Here is an 18,997-nt window from a genome sequence, read left to right as displayed (position 1 = left end):
ATTTAATTAGGGCAATTTTCGACCTGCTCAATACGATAATTTTGGGGGCAGTTCATTGATTTCCATCATCCTACCTGTATACAACGAGGAAAAGCAAATCTATGTCAATGTCCAAAGAATCCGTTCAATTTTATTAGGTGCCAAGATCAAGCATCAGCTGATCATCATTGACGATGGCTCAACGGATGGTTCATGGTCAGAGCTGCAGCGATTAGCCGAGGATTTTAATAATGTACTCCTTCTCAAATTCAGCAGGAACTTTGGCAAAGAGGCTGCTTTATGTGCCGGACTGGAGACCGCCACAGGAGATGCCTGTGTGATCCTTGATGCGGATCTTCAGCACCCTCCTGAATACATTCCGGAAATGATCCGCCTCTGGCGGGATGAAGGGTATGAAGTGGTTGAAGGAATCAAAGCCACCCGGGGCAGGGAAACGATGTGGGGAAAAATAGCCGCCTTGACCTATTACAGACTGTTTAATAAAGCTACTGGCATTAATCTAACCAATGCCTCGGATTTTAAACTCTTAGACCAGAAAGTAGTGGAGACTTGGAAAACCCTTAAAGAAAAGGATACCTTTTTCCGCGGCATGTCGGCTTGGCTGGGGTATAAACGAATCCAGATTCCTTTTCCGGTTCAGGAGCGAAGGGAAGGGCAATCCAAGTGGTCCTTGCCCAGCTTGTTTAAGCTGGCTATTGATTCCATTACTTCCTTCAGTGCCATGCCTTTGCAAATCATCACCGGACTGGGGATCGGGCTGCTGCTTTTCGATGTGGTCCTAGTAGGGCAGACTCTGTATATGAAGTTCAGCGGTCAGGCCTTTACAGGGTTTACCACAGTGATCATTCTGATCCTGGGCATCGGCAGTTGTGTCATGATCAGTCTTGGCATTATCGGCATCTATATCTCAAAAATCTATGATGAAGTCAAAGGAAGACCCCGCTATATCATCTCCGAACAGAAAAAAAGTGTGCTCAAAACGATCCGCAGAAAAATCCAGTGAACTGGAATTTCCGGACTGAGGCTGGGGAGGGGAATATCATATTTTTCAAATACATCATTGTCGGCGGTTCCACAGCCCTTTTGGAACTGCTCCTATTCCTTGGCTTACGGCGGGGCGTCGGTTTCGATCTGGCATCGGCAAATATTCTCGCCATGGGAATTGCCACGGGAGTCAATTTCTTAATGAACCGGAATTGGTCCTTTCGCAGCAGTACCAGGGTAAGCCGCAGTTTTGTCTTATATATCTCCCTGATCCTGTTCAATATGGTTTTTACCACTTGGCTGATCGCACTTTTGGTGAGCTGGGGAGTGAGCGACTTTTGGGCTAAATTTATGATGATGGCCGCGGCAACACTTTGGAATTTTGCACTCTATAGGAAAGTGATTTTTACTTAAGAAAGAAGATTTAAAAAAGCACCGATGAGTTCAAAAGCTGTTCATGAACTGCCGGTGCTGCTTTTGCTGTTATGGGATTATCAATGGGCTCTTTGGCACATTTCTATTTTTGTCAAAGGATTATGTGAAAGACCAGGTGAGGGCAGGTTATGATCGAAAATTCCCTTCAGCTCCGGTGGAAGGACAGTATCCATCAAGGCCGCCAACTCCTCAGGGGGCTCTCTCATACCTTTCTCCCCCCAGATAAACATACATTGTGAGGTAAGCAAGGCTGCCGCATCAATTTGAAAAAGCAAGGCTTTCGTGGGTGAAAGCTTTATGTAGTTAGTCAGCGTTCCGGTATAGATGTCCCTTGAGCGGCGATAGGCATATTTGCCGATGGCATTGTAGTCCTCAGAATGGGCGGCATAAACATACACGGAGCGTTCTTTATACAGTTCGGCAAATAATTTAATATGGGCTTGCAGCCAGGTCAGGGTACGGCCGATTTGCAGGAGAGTATCTTCAGCTAAAAGATCAAAATGCCAGTTAACAACAGAATACTTATCGTGAAAATAGCGGTAAAACGTCTGACGGGATACATGGCTCTCTTCGCAGAGCTGTTTAGTGCTAATAGAATCAAGGTTGGTTTTTTCGAGAAGACAACCAAGAGTGTGAAAAATGCGCCACTGTACTTCATGGTACTCTTGCATCACTTGTTGCTCCTTATTATGATTTCTACGGGAAACTTGAGACACTTTAAGCAATCTGTAACTTCTATTTGGCAGGTGAGCTTGTTACTATTATAACATAGTATTTGGGTTTTTGAAGGATAATCATATAAAATTATACTCAATTGTAAATTAATGATAATTCGAGAGATTATTATCACTAACACATTAAGATGCCGAGTGGAGGTGATGTCTTAAAGAATGGGGTTTAAGATGGAACTAAACCGAAAAGGAAAAGGAGAGAAAAACCATGGTTGAGAAAAAAACGGCTACTGAAGAAAAAAATTTATCCCGGAGAGATTTTTTGCGCAATACCGGTATTTTGGCCGGAGGAGCTGTTCTCGGCACCGGTCTGTTAGCCGGTTGTTCAGACAGTGCCGCCAAGGCGGAGGCTCCGCCTCCGGTTGAGCAAACCTGGGATTATGAAGCCGATGTTGTCATCATTGGTCTGGGGGGCGCAGGTGCCTCGGCAGCCATTGAAGCTCACGATGCCGGAGCCAAAGTTCTCGTTATCGAAAAGCAGTCAGAAAAGACCCATTACCCCAATACGAGAATGAGCGGCGGCGTATGGCATAACCCTGATCCAATGGGCGATAGGGGAGCCCGGGTTGAGTATATCAAAGCTATGATGAGCGGGGAAAATATTCCTTGGAAGAACGAAGGCGAGCAGGAACATGTATCCGCTGAAATGGCGGAAATGTTTGCCGACGGTATTATGGATGTAGAAAACTTCCTGATGACCCAGGCTCCTGACCTCGATCCCGCCGGCATGGCACCCGGAGGGGAGGCCTCCTTCCCGATGTTCCCGAAGTTTAAGGAAGCCAAATACGGCAAAACCATTAATACCCGCTATAAGGATTTTCAGAATGCTGATGCCAATGTCCCGGCTTATGAGCAGCCCAAAGAGCAGAAATCCGCAGGGGAAGCATTCTATTGGGCCCTTGTCGAAGAGGGAATCAAAGGAAAACGTCCGGAAATTCAGATTTTATTCAGTACCCCGGCCAAAAGGTTAATTCAAGGGGAGAACGGTGAAATCCGTGGGGTTATCGCTACCCAAGGCGATAAGGAAATCAAAGTTAAGGCGAAAAGGGCAGTCGTGCTGTCCAGTGGCGGATATGAATATAATCTCCCCATGCGCAGAGCTTTCCTGGAAGGTCCCGGAGTAACAGGGTGGGGATTTTACGGATCACCGGATAATACGGGTGACGGCATTGAAATGGCTATCCTGGTGGGCGCCGGTCTGGTCAAAGTGGCTAAAGCAGCCTCCCGGATTGAGTCAGCCTTCCCCCACGGGAAAAATTGGGATGAAAAAGGCCTCAAAATGGGTTCCAACACCAGCGTAACCTCTTCGAAGAACAGTGTCATCGTCGATAACTTCGGCAAGCGCTATACTGATGAACACATCATCACCGATTCCACACGACCCTATCGTTATCAATTCTATAAAGAAGCTGTCCATTATGATCTCTTAACCATGAACTACCCCCGGATTCCCAGCTGGATCATCTTTGATGAAACCCGCAGAACCTCCAGTCCGGTGGTAGGAACCAGCGGCTCAACCGTGGGTTATGGCTTCCTGCCTTGGAGTAAGGATAATTTAGATGCCATCCAACGGGGCTGGATCCTTAAAGCCGATACCCTTGAAGAATTAGCGGCCAAGATCAAAGCCGATCCGGAAAACCGTGAGCTTATTGATACGCAAACTCTGATCGACAATGTGAAGAAATTTAATGAATACTGTGCTGCCGGTGTAGATAAAGACTTTGGCAGAACTCCTGCCACCATGGGTCCCGTTGAGAAACCGCCTTTCTATGCTATGAAGCTGTATCCGGGAGGACCAAACACTAAGGGTGGTATTGATGCCAATGCCAAGCGGGAGGCCCTTGATTGGAATGCCAAGCCCATACCAAGGCTTTACACAGCCGGTGAAATATCTTCAGTCTTTAAGTTTACTTATCAAGCCGGCGGCAATTTGACCGAATGTATCGTCTGCGGACGGGTGGCAGGCAAGAATGCCGCCGGACAGACCCCGTGGTCATAAGCTTAAAATAATCAAAGGGATGAGGGCCAAAGCTTCCGGCCCTCTTTCCTGACTCGACTTTATCATCAAGGAGAATGGTGCAATGGGAGACTATACACAAGCTGAGACAAAACGGCAGACCCGGATTGAAATCCTGAATCTCCGCCCTGAAGAAGTAGATGCAGGAAAGGAGCTATGGCTGCAGGTCAGGGTGATCAGCGAGGCTCATGACGACCTTTTAGGTTGCAGGATTCAGGTCATGGATCTTTTTAATCATAGTGTAGCTGAAACTGAGTTGGCAGTTTTTGACGGAATAAGCAATGATACCTATGAATTTTCACTGCCAGCGCCCCAAGACCCTGGCGAATACACTTGGACCGTGCTCTTTTCCAATCAAGAAAAGGAAGGCACTTCTTTTGCGGGAAGTTCCGGGCAATTGTCCTTTATAGTAAAACCCCATCGGATCACCTTAAACGTCTGGGGGGTGCCCTCCCCGGTCCCTCAGGGTGAAACCTTCAAAGTCAGTATTGGCGCCAAATGCTCTGCCGGTTGCTCTCTGGCGGGCCTTCCTTTAGTCATCGAGGATGACAATCATCGTGTGGTTTACGGACATTTGGGGGAAGCAGTATTGCCCCAGACCAATGGAGTCTATTGGACAGAACAAGAGCTCACTTCCCCAGAAGAAGAAACTCTCCATAAATGGGTGATCCAATGCTGCACACAGGAACTGGAGATTCAACACCACGCTCACCCGGAGACCTTTTTATGCCGTACCACCAAGCCCTCTGAACATCAAGTCATGATTGAGGTCCTCGACAAATATGAGCAAACCCCCATTGCTGAAGCCTATGTGATGCTGGGCTTATACAAAGCAACCACCGATACCAATGGGGTGGCCGTATTAGAAGTGCCTGAGGGCAGGCAGGAATTGTATGTAACCAAAGATGATTTCTTGTCTTTTCAGACTTCCTTTGTGATCAGCAAAGGAATCACGATCAAGGCAGAGCTGGAATATTGCCCAATATTGTAGCCAAAAGAAAATCTTCATTCCTAAGGAGTGGTTAAACTGAAAAGACAGAATCGATTACGGATGATGGCACTTATCATCATGTTTCTGGTTATCGGCGTGATTGCCGGATGTTCAAACACTGCGGATACTCCTCCCCAAACCACGGATACCGCACAAACTCCAACACCACCGACCACAGGAGAACCCACTGCACCGGCGACGGACACCAAGGATTGGTGGACACCGGATATGGACTGCGCTCTCTGCCATGCCAGCAATGTAGAATCTATGCAGAACACCAAGCTTACCATCTCGGCTCATGCTCAGGAAGGACAAAACTGTGTGGACTGTCATGGCTTGGAAACCCTTCAGGAAGCCCATCAAGGCGCCACAACAGTCCCCGGCAATATCACCGTAAGAATGCCCAAAGAGATGTGCTTCCAGTGCCATGGTTCCTATGAAGAGATAGCCGCTCTTACGGCAGACAGCACCGTACTGCCTAAGAAAGATGGCGGTTATGCCAATCCCCATGTTCGCCCCAATGAAAACCATGATGCTGATGTAGAGTGTTATAAATGCCATAAAATGCATAAGGAATACGACAATAGAGCCGAATGTTTAAGTTGTCATCATACGGGCGAGCTTACTTGCTACACATGCCACTGATATACATGGGCAAAACAGAGTCAGGACTATCTCCAAAATGGAGATGCCTCACTCTGTTTTTGTTTCTCATTTTTATTTCTTAATGGAAGCTATTCTTAACATGACTTTCTATTCATCTATTCCAGTTCAAAAGGTACAATATAGATCTGCTCGCCTATTTTACGGGCTTTAATCAACTCGCAGTGTCTTAATATGGCAATCTGTTTATCGAGCTCCCATTCCTTCAGGTTAAACAAAGTCATCAACTCAGGCCGGGTAAGCTTTCCGCTCTCCTTAATTCGGTTATACATAGTGGATTGGAGTTCGGTAAGCCCATCGGCCCCGCTCTCTCCGGAGAGCTGGCGATGGGTTTTGGCGGAATGGACTGCGGCTACATCACAGGACTTGGGCGGTTGCAGAGCACCTATATAGCAATCTTCACAAAGGACCTTGCCTCGATGGTCAAAGCTTTCACCGTCAGGGATGAGATCACCGCATCGTTCACAATTCATAGAGCACTCCTCCTTAAATAAAAATTAATATATAACCTAAATATAATAACTCAACTTTCGCAGCGCGAAAATCTGTTCAAACTCAGTCTACTACTGGATTAGGCTAAAAATATTTTGTTCATTGACAGAAAAACACCTTTCGAATTGGTAAAATGGAAGTGACCAAACAACCATAATTTCCAAAACAGAAAGGTGCGTATCTCCATGTTACAACACAACTCTCTGCCTGAACAGCATCAAAATCAGCTTTCTTTAATTTTTTCTTCCCTTAAGCTTAGTCAGCTGCTTCGAGCCGCTGGGATCCGCAAGTCCTATGGGGTTTCAAGCTTCGTTGTCTTCCAAATCATTTTCCAACTCGTTTTTCAAGGTCGAAATCTGTTTCGGCTGTTAGAAGGAAGCCGGGCAGAATCTCTTCCAGGTAAAGATGTTGTTTATCGGTTTCTCAATGACTCTCGGTATAACTGGAGGCGTTTTTACCAGTTACTCAGCCTCAAGATGGTCGGACGCTTTGAAAAGCTCACCTCTGCGCAGCGTATCCGTGTTTTTATCGTAGATGATTCTGTAATGGAGCGCGAACGAAGCAAGAAAGTTGAACTCTTAGCCCGAGTGTTTGACCATGTTTCGGGCCGCTTTGTTCGCGGTTACACCTTACTAACCTTGGGCTGGTCTGACGGGTTCAGCTTCGCACCCCTTGATTTTACATTGATGAGTTCTGCAAAAGCTAAAAATCGTCTTTGTGAAATGAGAGAGGACTTAGACAAACGCTCCGTAGGCTATAAGCGTCGCCTGGAAGCGATGAGCCCTAAACCGGACACCGTGGTTCAAATGCTTGAACGAGCTCTCAAAGCCGGATTCTCAGCGGATTACGTCCTAATGGATAGTTGGTTTACCCATGCTCCACTTTTGCAAAAGCTAAGGGATAAGGAGCTTCACGTTATTGGAATGGTTAAAGAACTTAAGCAGCGTTATCTCTTTGAAGGAAAATCACTCAGTTTACGAGAGCTCTACGCGAGAGTCCCAAAGAACCCGAAAGCAGAAATACTGGGTTCAGTGCGTGTTCATACCCCTTCAGGCTTAGCTTTAAAAGTTGTTTTCGTCCAGAATCGAAACAACCGAAGAGAGTGGTTAGCGATCTTAACCACCGATCTTTCCTTAGAAACTACTGAAGTCGTAAGAATTTACGGGATGCGTTGGAGTATCGAAACGTTTTTCAAAATGGCCAAATCGCATTTGAAGCTAGGAACTGAATTTCAGGGCCGATCCTTCGATATGATGGTTAGTCACACAACCATAGTCTTTACCCGTTACCTCATCCTGGAGTGGGAACGAAGAGAAAACAATGATGAACGCTCTCTTGGGGGACTCTTTTATCTTTTTGCTGATGAGGTTATGGATTTAGACTTGAAAACAGCACTACGTCAGTTAATGACGTTTGTTCTTAATCTACTACCCAATAAACCAGAGAATAACGAATCACTCAGTCAATTACAAAAGTGGATTGCTGCATTACCCAGTTATATCAAGGCTCTATTCCCTCAACTGGGGTGCGAAAGTTGAGATAATAATTAAACATTTTTAAGGAAATTCCTTCAAAATTCAGACAACTATTCAAGGTAAATTCCTTTCCATAGATATTCCCATCGTAGGATGTTAAAATAATCTATACTCTTAATTGTCATACTCTTATTTGTCCAAAAAAGTAAACGAGGAGAAATTTCTATGAGTCTTGCTATTGCCAATCAATCCGACGTCTTTAAATTTGCTCTTGTTCTCTATGACTATCTCATGCAAAAGGGACAAACGAAAGAAGCTCATGATTTGAGCTTGTTGGTAGACTCCTGTTATAGCAATGATGGATACGCTCTAAAGGCTCATCTCCAGGCTTTCATACAAATACAGGAAAAAGTACAGGCTTTGCCTTTTGCATACCAGCATGCTCTTGAGGAAGCCATAACCTATATTGCTCAGGAGCTGAAGGTTGGGAAAGCTAAGGAGGTCCCGAAAGGCTGCGGGGCTGTTGCGGATACTGGAGAGTGCCGGGAAAACACGGCAACGGCTCAAGAATTTCAGGAATTTCAGGAAATTGAACTAAAACTCAAGGTGCCTAATCCCCAACTGGGGGAGATGATACTTCAGGACCCTTTAATTAAGGAGTTAAGCCGGGATTTCCAGCTCCGGGTCAGGGAATATGAGACAACCTATTATGACACTCCCAGCCATCTGCTCATCAATCATCAAGTATGTTACAGGATACGGAATTTCGCAGGGATGTATATCGCTGCTATCAAAGGATTCGGTTCTTCCCGGAAGGGGCTGTCCATAAGAAGTGAATGGAATCGGCAACTACCGGAGAATGCCCCCACGCTGGAGCCTTTTCTGGATTTGGCCATAGGCCGGGAGTTGGAGAGCCTTATTAAAGATGAAGAACTTCTCCCCATATTCTGCACCCGCTTTAAACGCAGCACCCTTGACCTCATCGGCCAGGACGGCAGCCGCATTGAGTTAGCTCTGGATATCGGGGAGATCGTAGCAGGCAGTAGAAGGGAATCTATCTGCGAGCTTGAACTTGAACTTAAAAGCGGTCAAGTGGAGGATGTGGTGAGATTAGGAGAGGCCCTTTCTGAAGCCTATCGGCTAACCCCTGAAGAGCGAAGCAAATATCAACGGGGCCTGATGCTTGCGGGACTCATGTCCTCTGAAATTTAAGCTTCGCAGCAACAGAATTTTCTGTGGGCTTACGTCTATATATTTGGCAAGCGCAGTAAATGGTCTGAGGAGGAGCTTATGAATAAACTAACTAAAACGGCAGGAATAGTTGCCCTTGGCTTATCTTTAATCTTAACGGGCTGCTCCGCTTTTCCCGGTCAAAGCAAGGGCGATCCGCAGCCCGTCGATCAGGCAGGCTCAAAGGAGCCTGATTCGGCCGATTTAACTGACCAACAAAAGAGTAAAGCCAGGGAGAAGATTGAATCCGCCCTGAATGCCAATCAGGAAATTTTCCAGATCACCTGGTCTCCCGACCAGGAGCAAGTGCTCTATATCCAGCCTGGCGGTGCCAGTAAAAAGGGCCTGGACGAAGCTTACCTTTGGCAGATCGGGAAAGAAGAGGCTCGGTTTGTCAGGGATGTTCAGCCCACAGTCCGCAGCTTATCCTGGTCTCCTGACAGCAAGCACTTTATCATCAGCGAGAAATTGGCTGAAGGAGCCATCAACAGCATTGTCAATGCTGAGACCTTGCAGGAAAGCCCTTTTAAACCCAAGAGCATGGATACCCCTGTCTGGAAACCGGACAGCACAGCTATCGCTTACGGCAATGAATTCCATGAGTATGGCGAAACCTGGGGCTTTTTAGAAATCTATACTCTAGGCGATCAGGACAGCGACTATCTCTGGAAAGCGAAAGACACTTACTATAGGGTAGAGTCCTGGGATCAGGAGGGGAATATCAACTATACTGAAGAAGACATTCCCGGGCAGAAGACCCAAAAGAAGAGCACCCAAAACATCCGCCCCAGTATTTCCGGTGTCCATCTGGGGGATACCAGAGAACAGGTGATGGCAGCCTTAGGGAAGAACTATCAGGAAACAGCACCCAGCGGCGAAACGGGACATTTTCCTGAGCCGGTCTACCGTTGGGATTACGAAGGAATCAAGGTCTTTATCGGGGCGGATTCAGGGAAAGTCTTGGAGATCAATGCCACATCCCCTCAAGCCGTTACGGATTTAGGTGTTAAGGTGGGAGATAAGGCGGAAAAAGTATTCGCCGCCTATCGCTCTAAGTATGTAGAGCCGGAAAGCATTCATGGCGGAACCCTCTATGGCATCTTCAAGGTGGAAGGCGCCGCTGCCTTAGCTTTTAATTTTGATACAGCTCCCGCACAGTATCCGCGCCAAATCAAGCCCGACCATAAAGTGACAGGAATGGTCTTAACCTATCCCGAAATCATGGACGATTCGTTCTGAGCAGTCAAGATATTCTGTTGGAATCCCGTTGGAAACACATACGGATTACGTACCGACCTGGCTGAACGGCCAGGTCTTTTTCAACATATCCTGCCTGTTTTGGGTAAACTAAAAGGCAGGTAGGAAAAAGATCAAATGATTCGAGGGGAAATGACTATGCCAAGCCTAACTTTTCAGGAAATCGACAATCACCTCATGAATGATAATAAACCGTCAAACTTCATAATAGAATTAAACAAGGCAGGAATAATTGAGACTGAATATCCTTTTACTCTGCTGGGAGCGCTGAAGGATACCCCTCAATCTCCAAAGCATCATCCTGAAGGCAGTGTTTGGAATCATACCCTGATGGTTCTGGATAACGCGGCGGAGAGAAAACATCTCAGCAAAAACCCCCAGGTGTTGATGTGGGCCGCCTTGCTTCATGACCTGGGCAAAGCCCCCACCACCCGTATGCGCAAAGGGCGGATCACTTCCTATGATCATGATGCAGTGGGGGAGAAGCTGACCGGCCAATTCCTCCGGGAGTTAACCCGGGATGAACGATTCATCCACCAAGTCGCCAAAATGGTCCGCTGGCATATGCAGATTCTCTTTGTCGTCAAAGGCCTGCCCTTTGCCAATGTTAAAAAAATGGCCGCGGAAGTTTCTATTGAGGAAATAGCCCTGCTTGGTTTTTGCGACCGTTTAGGAAGAGGTGAAATGACTCCTCAAAAAAAGCAGGAAGAAGAGCAGACCATAGAGAAATTCTTAGTACGGTGTATGGAAATACTTCAAGGTTAAAGGAGATTTGTAAAATGCGCGAATTTAAAGAGATTACCCCGGAACAATTTGTACATAGCCCTTTTCAGCTTTTGGACAAAGAATGGATGCTTATTACCGCCGGCATAGATGAAAAAGTCAACACCATGACAGCCTCCTGGGGCGGTTTTGGGGTATTGTGGAATAAGAATGTAGCTTATATTTTTATTCGCCCCACACGCTACACCAAGGAGTTTGTGGATGGTTCCACTACCTTGTCTCTATCCTTTTTCCCCGGCTCTTACAAAAAACAGCTGGGCTATTTGGGACGTGTATCCGGGAGAGATGTGGAGAAGATTAAAGAATCCGGCTTAACCGTGCTCAAAGCAGGTGATGGAACTCCCTATTTTGAAGAAGCAAACATGACACTCTTCGGCAAGAAGCTCTATGCCCAGGAACTAAAACCTGAGTGCTTTAGTGTGGAGGGCCTGGATGAAAAGAATTATCCCCTGAAAGATTATCACACCATGTATGTAGTAGAGATCGAAAGAATTCTTGTCCAAGCATAATTTGTTTGCCGTCACCTTTACTCCGATTGGAAGCTGTCTGTACTATTCTTCAAATAGAAGACAGAGTGTTAAGAGTAAGCTGCGAAAGGATAAACCATGATCAAGATCACGGGTCAATACAATCACGCTTTGGTCTTCACCGAGACGATGGAGGCAGGAGCCAGCCAACAGATCGAAACCTTATGCGATCAAGAATTTGTCAAGGACAGCAAGATTCGCATCATGCCTGATGTTCACAGCGGTGTGGGATGTACCATTGGCACGACCATGACCATTAAAGATAAAGTGGTGCCTAATTTGGTCGGTGTGGATATAGGGTGCGGCATGGAAGTAACCCAGCTTGAAGGTTCACACCTTGAACTGCAAAAACTGGATAAGCTGATCTATGAGAAAATTCCCAGCGGCTTTAATATCCGCAATAAGGAGCACCGTTTTCATGAGAGTATTGATTTGGATGATCTCAAATGCAAAAGGGAAGTCAATTTAACCCGTGCCCGCAGAAGCATCGGTACTCTGGGCGGGGGCAATCATTTTATCGAGATCAATCAAGACAGCCGGGGAATTTATTATTTAGTAATTCACTCAGGGAGCCGCCATTTAGGCAATGAAGTAGCTAAGCTGTATCAAGAGGAGGCTTATCGGGCTTTAAATAAGTCCACAAAGGCCGATATCGAAGGATTGATCGCCGAATTGAAAGCCGCAGGGCGGGATAAGGAAATTCCCAAAGAGGTCAGACGGAAAAAGGCAGAGGTCCTAACGGATGTTCCCAAGGCTTTAGCCTATGCTTCGGGAGCACTTTTTCAGGACTATATCCACGATATGAAAATTGTCCAGCATTTCGCGGCCCTAAACAGGAAAGCCATGGCGGATGAAATACTTAAAGGGATGAAACTCAAGGCCGTGGACCAGTTCACGACCATTCATAATTACATTGATACAGAGCACATGATTCTGCGCAAAGGCGCAGTCTCAGCCCAAAAGGATGAACGGCTCCTGATTCCCATCAACATGCGGGACGGCAGCCTGATCTGTATCGGCAAAGGCAACCCGGACTGGAACTATTCAGCTCCGCACGGAGCCGGCCGCCTCATGAGCCGCTCCCAAGCCCGCAGTTCCCTGACCTTGACCCAATATAAAGAAATGATGCAAGGGGTATTCTCTACATCGGTCAACAAAGAAACTTTGGATGAATGCCCCTTAGCTTACAAGCCCATGGAAGATATCATCAAAAACATCCACGATACGGTGGAGATCGTGGCTCAGATTAAGCCGGTTTATAATTTTAAAGCAGCGGATTGAACGAGACTTCAGTTCAGTATAAAGTAAAGCCATGAAAAGTTAAGCCATGATTGGGAGAACTATCCTTCCGATCATGGCTTTTTACTGCCGTTCACTTGCTTATTAATATAATGATGGAACAAAGTATATAACCTATCTTGACATCGAGAGAGAATAGTGTATTATTGTATTAAGAAATTAATACAATAATACACTGAGACAAGAGGTGAGACCATGTCATGGGATTTAAAGACGGACAGACCGATTTACACCCAGTTAATTGAGCAGATTCAGCTGAAGATTTTCTCCGGAGCATACCCTCTGGGGTCAAAACTGCCTTCGGTCCGGGATATGGCCCAAGAGGCGGCTGTTAACCCCAATACTATGCAAAGAGCTTTAGCCAAAATGGAAGAGGACGGATTGATTATAACCCACCGCACCAGCGGTCGATCGGTAACGGAGGATGCGCATATGGTAGAGATGGCCAAAACCCAAGTAGCCAAAGAACAAATTGCTGAATTTCTGGAAAAAATGAAAATGATGGGCTTTGAACAAAAAGAGATCCTAACCATCATCAACACTATGGCAGAGGAGATGAAGAAATGAACCCAATCCTGGAATGCAAGGGGCTGACCAAGAAATACGGCACCAAGGTGGCCCTGAACACGATTAACTTAACTTTGGAACGGGGTCAGATCGTGGGCCTTTTAGGACCTAACGGCAGCGGGAAAAGCACCCTGATCAAACTGGCCAATGAGCTGCTCACCCCAAGCGGGGGCGAGATTCTGATCGATGGCCAAAAGCCGGGTATCGGGACCAAGAAAATAATCTCCTATCTCCCGGAAAAAACTTACCTCAATGATTGGATGAAAGTTCACGAAATCATTGAGTTCTTCCAGGACTTTTATGAGGATTTCAAGCCGGAAAAGGCCTTCGAGATGCTGAAAAACCTCAACATCAATCCTCATGACAGACTTAAGACCATGTCCAAGGGCACCAAAGAAAAAGTTCAGCTCATCCTGGTCATGAGCCGTGAAGCGGATCTTTACCTCTTAGATGAGCCTATCGGCGGAGTGGACCCGGCAGCCCGGGATTATATCCTGAAAACCATTCTCAGCAACTACAATGAAAAGGGAACTGTTCTCATCTCCACCCACCTTATCTCTGAAATTGAAAATATCCTCGATTATGTTGTCTTTATCAATCAAGGTCAAGTTGTCTTGACCTCCACAGTGGATGAAATCCGCAGTGAAAAAGGTAAATCCGTCGATGCCTTATTCCGGGAGGTGTTCAAATGCTAAGTAAGTTGATGAAATATGAGTTGAAAGCCACAGGAAGAGTTTTCCTGCCCTTATACCTGGCTTTATTGGTTTTCGCCCTGATTAACCGCTTCATGCTGGGAGTAAGTTCCAGCCACCACTGGCAGGCTCCGGCGGTCATCAGTATGGCTGTTTATATTTTTATCATGGCCGGTATCTTTGTTATGACCTTGATTATGACGATTCAGCGTTTCTATAAGAATCTTCTCTCTGAAGAAGGCTACCTGATGTTCACTCTCCCTGTCAAACCCTGGCAGCACATTGTCTGTAAGATGCTGATCTCCATGTTTTGGTTAGTGATCAGTTTCTTCGTGGCCATGCTCTCCATCATACTCATCGCTTTAAAAGCAGGGGACTGGGAGCACATTATGAGGGAGCTGACCCAACTCTTTGGCACATTATGGGGTTATCTGGGCACATCGGTTTATTTGTATTCCGTCGAGGCTGTGATCGGGATCTTCCTCATTTTGGCATCGGCCATTTTAATCCTCTACGCCTCGATTGCTGTTGGCCACCTGTTTAATCAGCACCGTATTCTGGCCTCCTTTGCTGCCTTTATCGGACTCAATACCTTAACCCAAATGATCAGCATGGGGATTGGTTTTATAATAGGGCATGGCAATGCCTGGAATATTACCCCGGGGAATTTTCTCACTATGCACACGGAGATCCACCTTTTCATTGCCTTCATACTGATTGAGTCGGCACTGATCACGGCTGCTTACTTCGCCATCACCAATACTATTTTGAAGAAGCGTTTGAATCTCGAGTGATCTTTGGGTTGTTAATTGTCATAATATATGTTATAAACAATATAAGTGAATTAAATATTCAGTTTTTAGGTGCCTCTGATTTATCGGAGGATAATAGGGAACCAGGTGAAATTCCTGGACGGTCGCGCCACTGTATGCGGAGAGCTTCTTTTATAACCACTGGTTTTATCCGGGAAGGAGAAAGAAAGCAAAGACCCGCAAGTCAGGAAACCTGCCTAATACTGGTTGTCTACGCCTTTCGCGGAAAAAGGGATATGACGGTTGCACTTGTGCTTTAACCCATTTTCTTAGCGAAAATGGGTTTTGTTTGCTTTAAAACCGAATACATAGCTTAAGGTGCCCATAGGGAGAATAGGGAAACCGGTATAAGTCCGGTGCGGATCCGCCGCTGTAATCGGAGACGAATCCCCAGAATGTCACTGTCTTTTTTAGAGATGGGAAGGCGTGGGAGGAGGATGACACGAGAGCCAGAAGACCTGCCTTTTAGAAAGCTGATTAAGTACACTAGTAAGGCTTTTTTAGGCTTGTTCAAGGTAAGTTCTCCCTGCATCATTGCAGGGAGATTTATTATTGGGGAGACTCTTTCGCCATAAGGAGGTGAAAATGGATAGCGAAATATCCATATTCCAGTTGATATAACATGCTATTAAAATCAAGAATAAAAGGAGAAGGCCATATGAGAAAAATAGTATTATTGCTGTTGCTCGCCGGACTAATGCTGATGGTGGGCTGTTCTGCTTCTAACGGCGGAAAAAATATCACAGAAAATGTCATAAAAGACGAGATTACTATTTCGGCTGGGGTCAATTTAGTAGCGGGCGGTTTTGATCCGACCACAGGCTATGGCGTATGGGCGCCGGATATATTTCACAGTCACTTGTTGCAAGTCAAAGAAAATAACCAATTGGTCAATGATTTGGCTACCTCTTATGATGTCAGTACCGATGGATTAACGTACACCTTTAAGATCCGCAATGATGCAAAATTTGTTGATGGCCATCCCTTAACTTCGGAAGATGTGGTCTTTACTTTTGAAACAACCAAAAGTAAAGCTTCCGCTGCGGATCTGACCATGCTAGATTCAGTTGAAGCCTTAGACGAAAGTACTGTTGTTTTCCGCTTAAAAGCCCCCTGGTCTACGTTTGTCTTTAATCTAAGCGAGGTGGGAATTGTCCCCAAGCATCTCTATAATGAAAACTATGGGGATCATCCGATGGGCTCCGGTGCCTGGAAAGTTGCCGAATTTGCAGTTGATCAGAAGTTGATCCTGGTACCGAATGAACATTATTACGGCCCAATACCGAAGTTTAAGAAAGTAACCATCTTAAAATTGGATGAAGATGCGGCTCTGGCGGCAGCGAAATCAGGGCAGTTGGACTTGGTGCTTGTCGAATCTGAATTTGCCAGCACGCCGGTTGACGGAATGAAACTATATAGAATGTCCGCCATGGATGCTTTTACCATTAACCTGCCAACGATTCCGGAAACGACCGACCCTTCAGGGCAAAAAGTAGGCAATAATGTCACAAGTGATCCGGCGATTCGCAAAGCCTTGAACATTGGGATAAACCGGCAGCTCATTACCCAAAACGCTTTGAACGGATTTGGGCAAGTTACTTATGGAGCGGCGAAGGAACTTCCCTGGAGTAATGGCGACATGTTTAAAGACAACCAGGTTGAAGAAGCGAAAAAGATCTTGGAAGATGCCGGCTGGAAAGATACTGACGGGGACGGCATCCGGGAGAAAAATAATATTAAGGCGGAAATCGTGATAACAGGACGAAGCAATGATCTGGCGCGTTATAATACGGTCGTTGCTCTGGCAGAAGATGTGAAAAAGCTGGGAATACAGATTATCCCCAAATCCGCACCTTGGTCGGAATGCCGGGAAGCGAGGAATTTACCGACTTGCTGGGTCTTTGGTCAGCCTAATCCCATAGAATTCTATCGTTATTATGATTCTTCGCAAATTGGTGTAGCGGTTATCGGCAACCCGGCTTCTTATACCAATCCGGAGGTTGATGCGGTTATCCAAAAAGCCCTTGCGGCAACGAACTCTGACGAGGCAAATAAATACTGGCAGGAAGGCCAGGCTCTTGCGCAAAAGGATATTCCGTACTTGTGGATCGTTCGTCCGGAAGTCACTTATCTTGTCAAAGAAGGGCTGAAGATCCTCTCTTTGCAGAAATTGCCAACCCGGGGGCAGGGGATTTCCATTGTAGAAAATATGAATGAGTGGTCCTGGTAGTATGAGTACCACGGTATATAAAGGATTGGGGCGCTATTTCAGCAGTACTTTAGTACGGATGCTGACTCTGCTTGGGGCCGTGAGTCTAATCAGCTTCATGCTTATTGCGCTGTCGCCGATTGATCCGATCGACGCTTATTTGGGTGATGCCCACGTCTCCGAAGAGCAAAGGGCGAATATCGCTGAACATTGGGGTCTTAACAAATCGCCTGTAGAGCGCTATGGCATCTGGATAACCCATGTCCTTCAGGGTGACATGGGCGAATCTATCACTTATCGCCAGCCTGTCGCGAAGGTTATCGGCGAGCGTTTCCGGGCGTCGCTGGCCTTGATGGGAGTAGCCTGGGTGTTGTCCGGGGTGCTGGGGTTTACTTTGGGCATTATCGCTGCCGTGAATAAGGGGAAGTGGATCGACCGCTTTATTAAAACGTTTTGTTTGATATTGGCATCCACACCGCTTTTTTGGCTGGGCTTACTCTTTTTAATGGTTTTTGCTGTCTATTTACAGTGGTTTCCCTTAGGATTGGCAGCCCCCATCAATAAATTGGCCCATGAGGTTACTCTAGGTGATAAAATTTATCATCTGATTCTACCTGCCTTAACCTTGAGCATTACCGGTGTAGCCGGCATTGCCCTTCATACCCGTCAGAAGTTCATTGACGTACTTAAGAGTGAATATGTCCTTTTTGCTAAAGCCCGGGGGGAAAAACCCCGGGAGATTATTAGGCGTCACGGATTGCGCAATATCGCCTTGCCCGGCATAACGCTGCAATTCGCTTCGGTCAGTGAACTGTTTGGCGGGTCGGTGCTGGCGGAGAAGGTTTTTTCTTATCCTGGTCTGGGAAACGCGGCTACCCATGCCGGATTGAAAGGAGATGCTCCTTTGCTGCTGGGTATTGCCTTATTTAGTGTGCTTTTTGTATTTACGGGAAATTTCCTGGCCAATGTGATCTATGGGATTGTCGATCCTCAAATCCGGGAAGGAGGCTCGTCATGAATCGCCGTCGAAAAATTATGCTGATTATGGGGAGCGGTCTCTTGGTTTTAGCAGCAATTACCATCGGGGGGATTCTGATGGACTCTGCTTTGTATGCGCCGAACTATGACTTTAGAAGTCAGGCGCCTTCATGGAAGCATCCCTTTGGCACCGATTACTTGGGGCGGGATATGTTTTTTCGGACGATGGCCGGACTTTCATTGAGCATACGCGTTGGGCTGCTGGCGGCAACAGTCAGCTCGGTTATTGCCCTTGTGCTGGGCAGTTTATCGGCTGTCTTTGGCGGCAAGATAGATACAGCGGTTAATTGGCTGGTTGATCTTTGCATGGGGATTCCCCATATGATTCTGCTGATTTTGATTTCGATTGCGCTGGGGGGCGGAGCAGTTGGAGTTATTACCGGGGTTGCGGTAACTCATTGGCCAAGTTTGACCAGGGTAATCCGGGCCGAAGTCATGCAGGTAAGATCAGCCCACTATGTTCAACTTGCCCGCGCTTTGGGAAAAAGCCCTTGGTATGTGGCAGCCAGTCACATCATTCCTCATGTTCTTCCCCAGTATCTGGTTGGCTTGATTTTACTTTTTCCCCATGCCATTTTGCATGAGGCGGGAATTACATTTCTTGGTTATGGGTTACCTTTGGAAGTTCCGGCAGTAGGGGTCGTTTTATCTGAATCAATGAAGCATCTGGCTACGGGGATGTGGTGGTTGGCCTTTTTCCCCGGATTAGCTTTGCTCTTGGTTGTCATGCTCTTTGATTTTATAGGCGACTATTTAAAAATTTTAATCGATCCCTATGCGGCTCATGAGTAGGAG

Annotated in this window: 19 protein-coding genes and 2 riboswitches; of the genes, 17 read left to right on the top strand and 2 right to left on the bottom strand. The window is 46.4% G+C overall.

The window, feature by feature from the left end; translation table 11 throughout:
- The first annotated feature begins 55 nt into the window (after positions 1-55).
- A complete protein-coding gene (locus tag DESLBE_RS04205) occupies positions 56-1,003 on the top strand; it encodes a glycosyltransferase family 2 protein (protein ID WP_018212864.1) in 948 nt (315 codons plus the stop codon).
- Positions 1,000-1,398 carry a GtrA family protein gene (locus DESLBE_RS04200; RefSeq protein WP_018212863.1) on the top strand — a complete coding sequence of 133 codons (399 nt, stop codon included), beginning with the start codon at positions 1,000-1,002 and terminating at the stop codon, positions 1,396-1,398. The genes DESLBE_RS04205 and DESLBE_RS04200 overlap by 4 nt, the downstream gene beginning before the upstream one ends.
- Before the next feature lie 80 nt (positions 1,399-1,478).
- On the opposite strand, the gene DESLBE_RS04195 is transcribed toward DESLBE_RS04200, so the two are convergent.
- Complete coding sequence (locus DESLBE_RS04195; RefSeq protein WP_005816608.1) at positions 1,479-2,090, bottom strand: TetR/AcrR family transcriptional regulator; 612 nt, start codon at positions 2,088-2,090, stop codon at positions 1,479-1,481.
- Between the two features lie 268 nt (positions 2,091-2,358).
- On the opposite strand from DESLBE_RS04195, the gene DESLBE_RS04190 reads away from it, so the two are divergent.
- The 3 genes from DESLBE_RS04190 (at position 2,359) to DESLBE_RS04180 (ending at position 5,803) form a co-directional block, all read left to right on the top strand.
- A complete protein-coding gene (locus tag DESLBE_RS04190) occupies positions 2,359-4,149 on the top strand; it encodes an FAD-dependent oxidoreductase (protein ID WP_144675228.1) in 1,791 nt (596 codons plus the stop codon).
- Between the two features lie 82 nt (positions 4,150-4,231).
- Positions 4,232-5,158, top strand: a complete 927-nt coding sequence (locus tag DESLBE_RS04185) for a hypothetical protein (RefSeq protein ID WP_144675226.1) — start codon at positions 4,232-4,234, stop codon at positions 5,156-5,158.
- A 60-nt stretch (positions 5,159-5,218) separates the two neighbouring features.
- On the top strand, positions 5,219-5,803 hold the full coding sequence (locus DESLBE_RS04180; RefSeq protein ID WP_018212860.1) for a cytochrome c3 family protein: 585 nt from the start codon (positions 5,219-5,221) through the stop codon (positions 5,801-5,803).
- Between the two features lie 116 nt (positions 5,804-5,919).
- On the opposite strand, the gene DESLBE_RS04175 is transcribed toward DESLBE_RS04180, so the two are convergent.
- Positions 5,920-6,294 (bottom strand): hypothetical protein, encoded by a 375-nt coding sequence (locus tag DESLBE_RS04175; RefSeq protein ID WP_144675224.1) that lies wholly within the window; start codon positions 6,292-6,294, stop codon positions 5,920-5,922.
- A 204-nt stretch (positions 6,295-6,498) separates the two neighbouring features.
- Between DESLBE_RS04175 and DESLBE_RS04170 the strand changes: the two genes are divergently transcribed.
- From DESLBE_RS04170 to DESLBE_RS04115, 12 genes are all read left to right on the top strand, one after another.
- Complete coding sequence (locus DESLBE_RS04170; protein ID WP_005808317.1) at positions 6,499-7,851, top strand: IS4-like element ISDha5 family transposase; 1,353 nt, start codon at positions 6,499-6,501, stop codon at positions 7,849-7,851.
- A 162-nt stretch (positions 7,852-8,013) separates the two neighbouring features.
- On the top strand, positions 8,014-9,000 hold the full coding sequence (locus DESLBE_RS04165) for a CYTH domain-containing protein (protein ID WP_144675222.1): 987 nt from the start codon (positions 8,014-8,016) through the stop codon (positions 8,998-9,000).
- Between the two features lie 78 nt (positions 9,001-9,078).
- A complete protein-coding gene (locus tag DESLBE_RS04160) occupies positions 9,079-10,257 on the top strand; it encodes a hypothetical protein (RefSeq protein ID WP_144675220.1) in 1,179 nt (392 codons plus the stop codon).
- A gap of 135 nt (positions 10,258-10,392) precedes the next feature.
- Positions 10,393-11,040: an HD domain-containing protein gene (locus DESLBE_RS04155; RefSeq protein ID WP_018212856.1), complete on the top strand. Its 648-nt coding sequence runs from the start codon at positions 10,393-10,395 to the stop codon at positions 11,038-11,040.
- A gap of 14 nt (positions 11,041-11,054) precedes the next feature.
- Positions 11,055-11,567, top strand: a complete 513-nt coding sequence (locus DESLBE_RS04150; RefSeq protein WP_005816594.1) for a flavin reductase — start codon at positions 11,055-11,057, stop codon at positions 11,565-11,567.
- Between the two features lie 96 nt (positions 11,568-11,663).
- On the top strand, positions 11,664-12,866 hold the full coding sequence (locus tag DESLBE_RS04145) for an RNA-splicing ligase RtcB (RefSeq protein WP_015944085.1): 1,203 nt from the start codon (positions 11,664-11,666) through the stop codon (positions 12,864-12,866).
- 213 nt (positions 12,867-13,079) lie between these two features.
- Positions 13,080-13,451, top strand: a complete 372-nt coding sequence (locus DESLBE_RS04140) for a GntR family transcriptional regulator (RefSeq protein ID WP_005816592.1) — start codon at positions 13,080-13,082, stop codon at positions 13,449-13,451.
- Complete coding sequence (locus DESLBE_RS04135) at positions 13,448-14,146, top strand: ABC transporter ATP-binding protein (protein ID WP_005816590.1); 699 nt, start codon at positions 13,448-13,450, stop codon at positions 14,144-14,146. The genes DESLBE_RS04140 and DESLBE_RS04135 overlap by 4 nt, the downstream gene beginning before the upstream one ends.
- Positions 14,140-14,937: a hypothetical protein gene (locus tag DESLBE_RS04130; RefSeq protein ID WP_018212854.1), complete on the top strand. Its 798-nt coding sequence runs from the start codon at positions 14,140-14,142 to the stop codon at positions 14,935-14,937. The genes DESLBE_RS04135 and DESLBE_RS04130 overlap by 7 nt, the downstream gene beginning before the upstream one ends.
- Positions 14,938-14,987: 50 nt before the next feature.
- A riboswitch (cobalamin riboswitch) is annotated at positions 14,988-15,171 on the top strand.
- Between the two features lie 83 nt (positions 15,172-15,254).
- A riboswitch (cobalamin riboswitch) is annotated at positions 15,255-15,436 on the top strand.
- 177 nt (positions 15,437-15,613) lie between these two features.
- Complete coding sequence (locus DESLBE_RS04125) at positions 15,614-17,185, top strand: ABC transporter substrate-binding protein (RefSeq protein WP_144675218.1); 1,572 nt, start codon at positions 15,614-15,616, stop codon at positions 17,183-17,185.
- A gap of 1 nt (position 17,186) precedes the next feature.
- The gene (locus DESLBE_RS04120) at positions 17,187-18,182 is read left to right on the top strand and encodes an ABC transporter permease (RefSeq protein WP_015944086.1); all 996 of its coding nucleotides are present in this window, start codon (positions 17,187-17,189) and stop codon (positions 18,180-18,182) included.
- The gene (locus tag DESLBE_RS04115) at positions 18,179-18,994 is read left to right on the top strand and encodes an ABC transporter permease (RefSeq protein ID WP_018212852.1); all 816 of its coding nucleotides are present in this window, start codon (positions 18,179-18,181) and stop codon (positions 18,992-18,994) included. Before DESLBE_RS04120 ends, DESLBE_RS04115 begins: the two co-directional genes overlap by 4 nt.
- Positions 18,995-18,997: the final 3 nt, after the last annotated feature.

The sequence above is a fragment of the Desulfitobacterium sp. LBE genome, from assembly GCF_007830365.1.
GTDB lineage: Bacteria > Bacillota > Desulfitobacteriia > Desulfitobacteriales > Desulfitobacteriaceae > Desulfitobacterium > Desulfitobacterium hafniense.
This window is presented reverse-complemented; position numbering and strand designations above follow the sequence as displayed.

Excerpts from the sequence above, each read along its gene's own strand:
- DESLBE_RS04195 (WP_005816608.1), bottom strand. The coding sequence starts at position 2,090 with ATGCAAGAGTACCATGAAGTACAGTGGCGCATTTTTCACACTCTTGGT.
- DESLBE_RS04190 (WP_144675228.1), top strand. The coding sequence starts at position 2,359 with ATGGTTGAGAAAAAAACGGCTACTGAAGAAAAAAATTTATCCCGGAGA.
- DESLBE_RS04185 (WP_144675226.1), top strand. The coding sequence starts at position 4,232 with ATGGGAGACTATACACAAGCTGAGACAAAACGGCAGACCCGGATTGAA.
- DESLBE_RS04180 (WP_018212860.1), top strand. The coding sequence starts at position 5,219 with ATGATGGCACTTATCATCATGTTTCTGGTTATCGGCGTGATTGCCGGA.
- DESLBE_RS04175 (WP_144675224.1), bottom strand. The coding sequence starts at position 6,294 with ATGAATTGTGAACGATGCGGTGATCTCATCCCTGACGGTGAAAGCTTT.
- DESLBE_RS04170 (WP_005808317.1), top strand. The coding sequence starts at position 6,499 with ATGTTACAACACAACTCTCTGCCTGAACAGCATCAAAATCAGCTTTCT.
- DESLBE_RS04165 (WP_144675222.1), top strand. The coding sequence starts at position 8,014 with ATGAGTCTTGCTATTGCCAATCAATCCGACGTCTTTAAATTTGCTCTT.
- DESLBE_RS04160 (WP_144675220.1), top strand. The coding sequence starts at position 9,079 with ATGAATAAACTAACTAAAACGGCAGGAATAGTTGCCCTTGGCTTATCT.
- DESLBE_RS04155 (WP_018212856.1), top strand. The coding sequence starts at position 10,393 with ATGATTCGAGGGGAAATGACTATGCCAAGCCTAACTTTTCAGGAAATC.
- DESLBE_RS04150 (WP_005816594.1), top strand. The coding sequence starts at position 11,055 with ATGCGCGAATTTAAAGAGATTACCCCGGAACAATTTGTACATAGCCCT.
- DESLBE_RS04145 (WP_015944085.1), top strand. The coding sequence starts at position 11,664 with ATGATCAAGATCACGGGTCAATACAATCACGCTTTGGTCTTCACCGAG.
- DESLBE_RS04140 (WP_005816592.1), top strand. The coding sequence starts at position 13,080 with ATGTCATGGGATTTAAAGACGGACAGACCGATTTACACCCAGTTAATT.
- DESLBE_RS04135 (WP_005816590.1), top strand. The coding sequence starts at position 13,448 with ATGAACCCAATCCTGGAATGCAAGGGGCTGACCAAGAAATACGGCACC.
- DESLBE_RS04130 (WP_018212854.1), top strand. The coding sequence starts at position 14,140 with ATGCTAAGTAAGTTGATGAAATATGAGTTGAAAGCCACAGGAAGAGTT.
- DESLBE_RS04125 (WP_144675218.1), top strand. The coding sequence starts at position 15,614 with ATGAGAAAAATAGTATTATTGCTGTTGCTCGCCGGACTAATGCTGATG.
- DESLBE_RS04120 (WP_015944086.1), top strand. The coding sequence starts at position 17,187 with ATGAGTACCACGGTATATAAAGGATTGGGGCGCTATTTCAGCAGTACT.
- DESLBE_RS04115 (WP_018212852.1), top strand. The coding sequence starts at position 18,179 with ATGAATCGCCGTCGAAAAATTATGCTGATTATGGGGAGCGGTCTCTTG.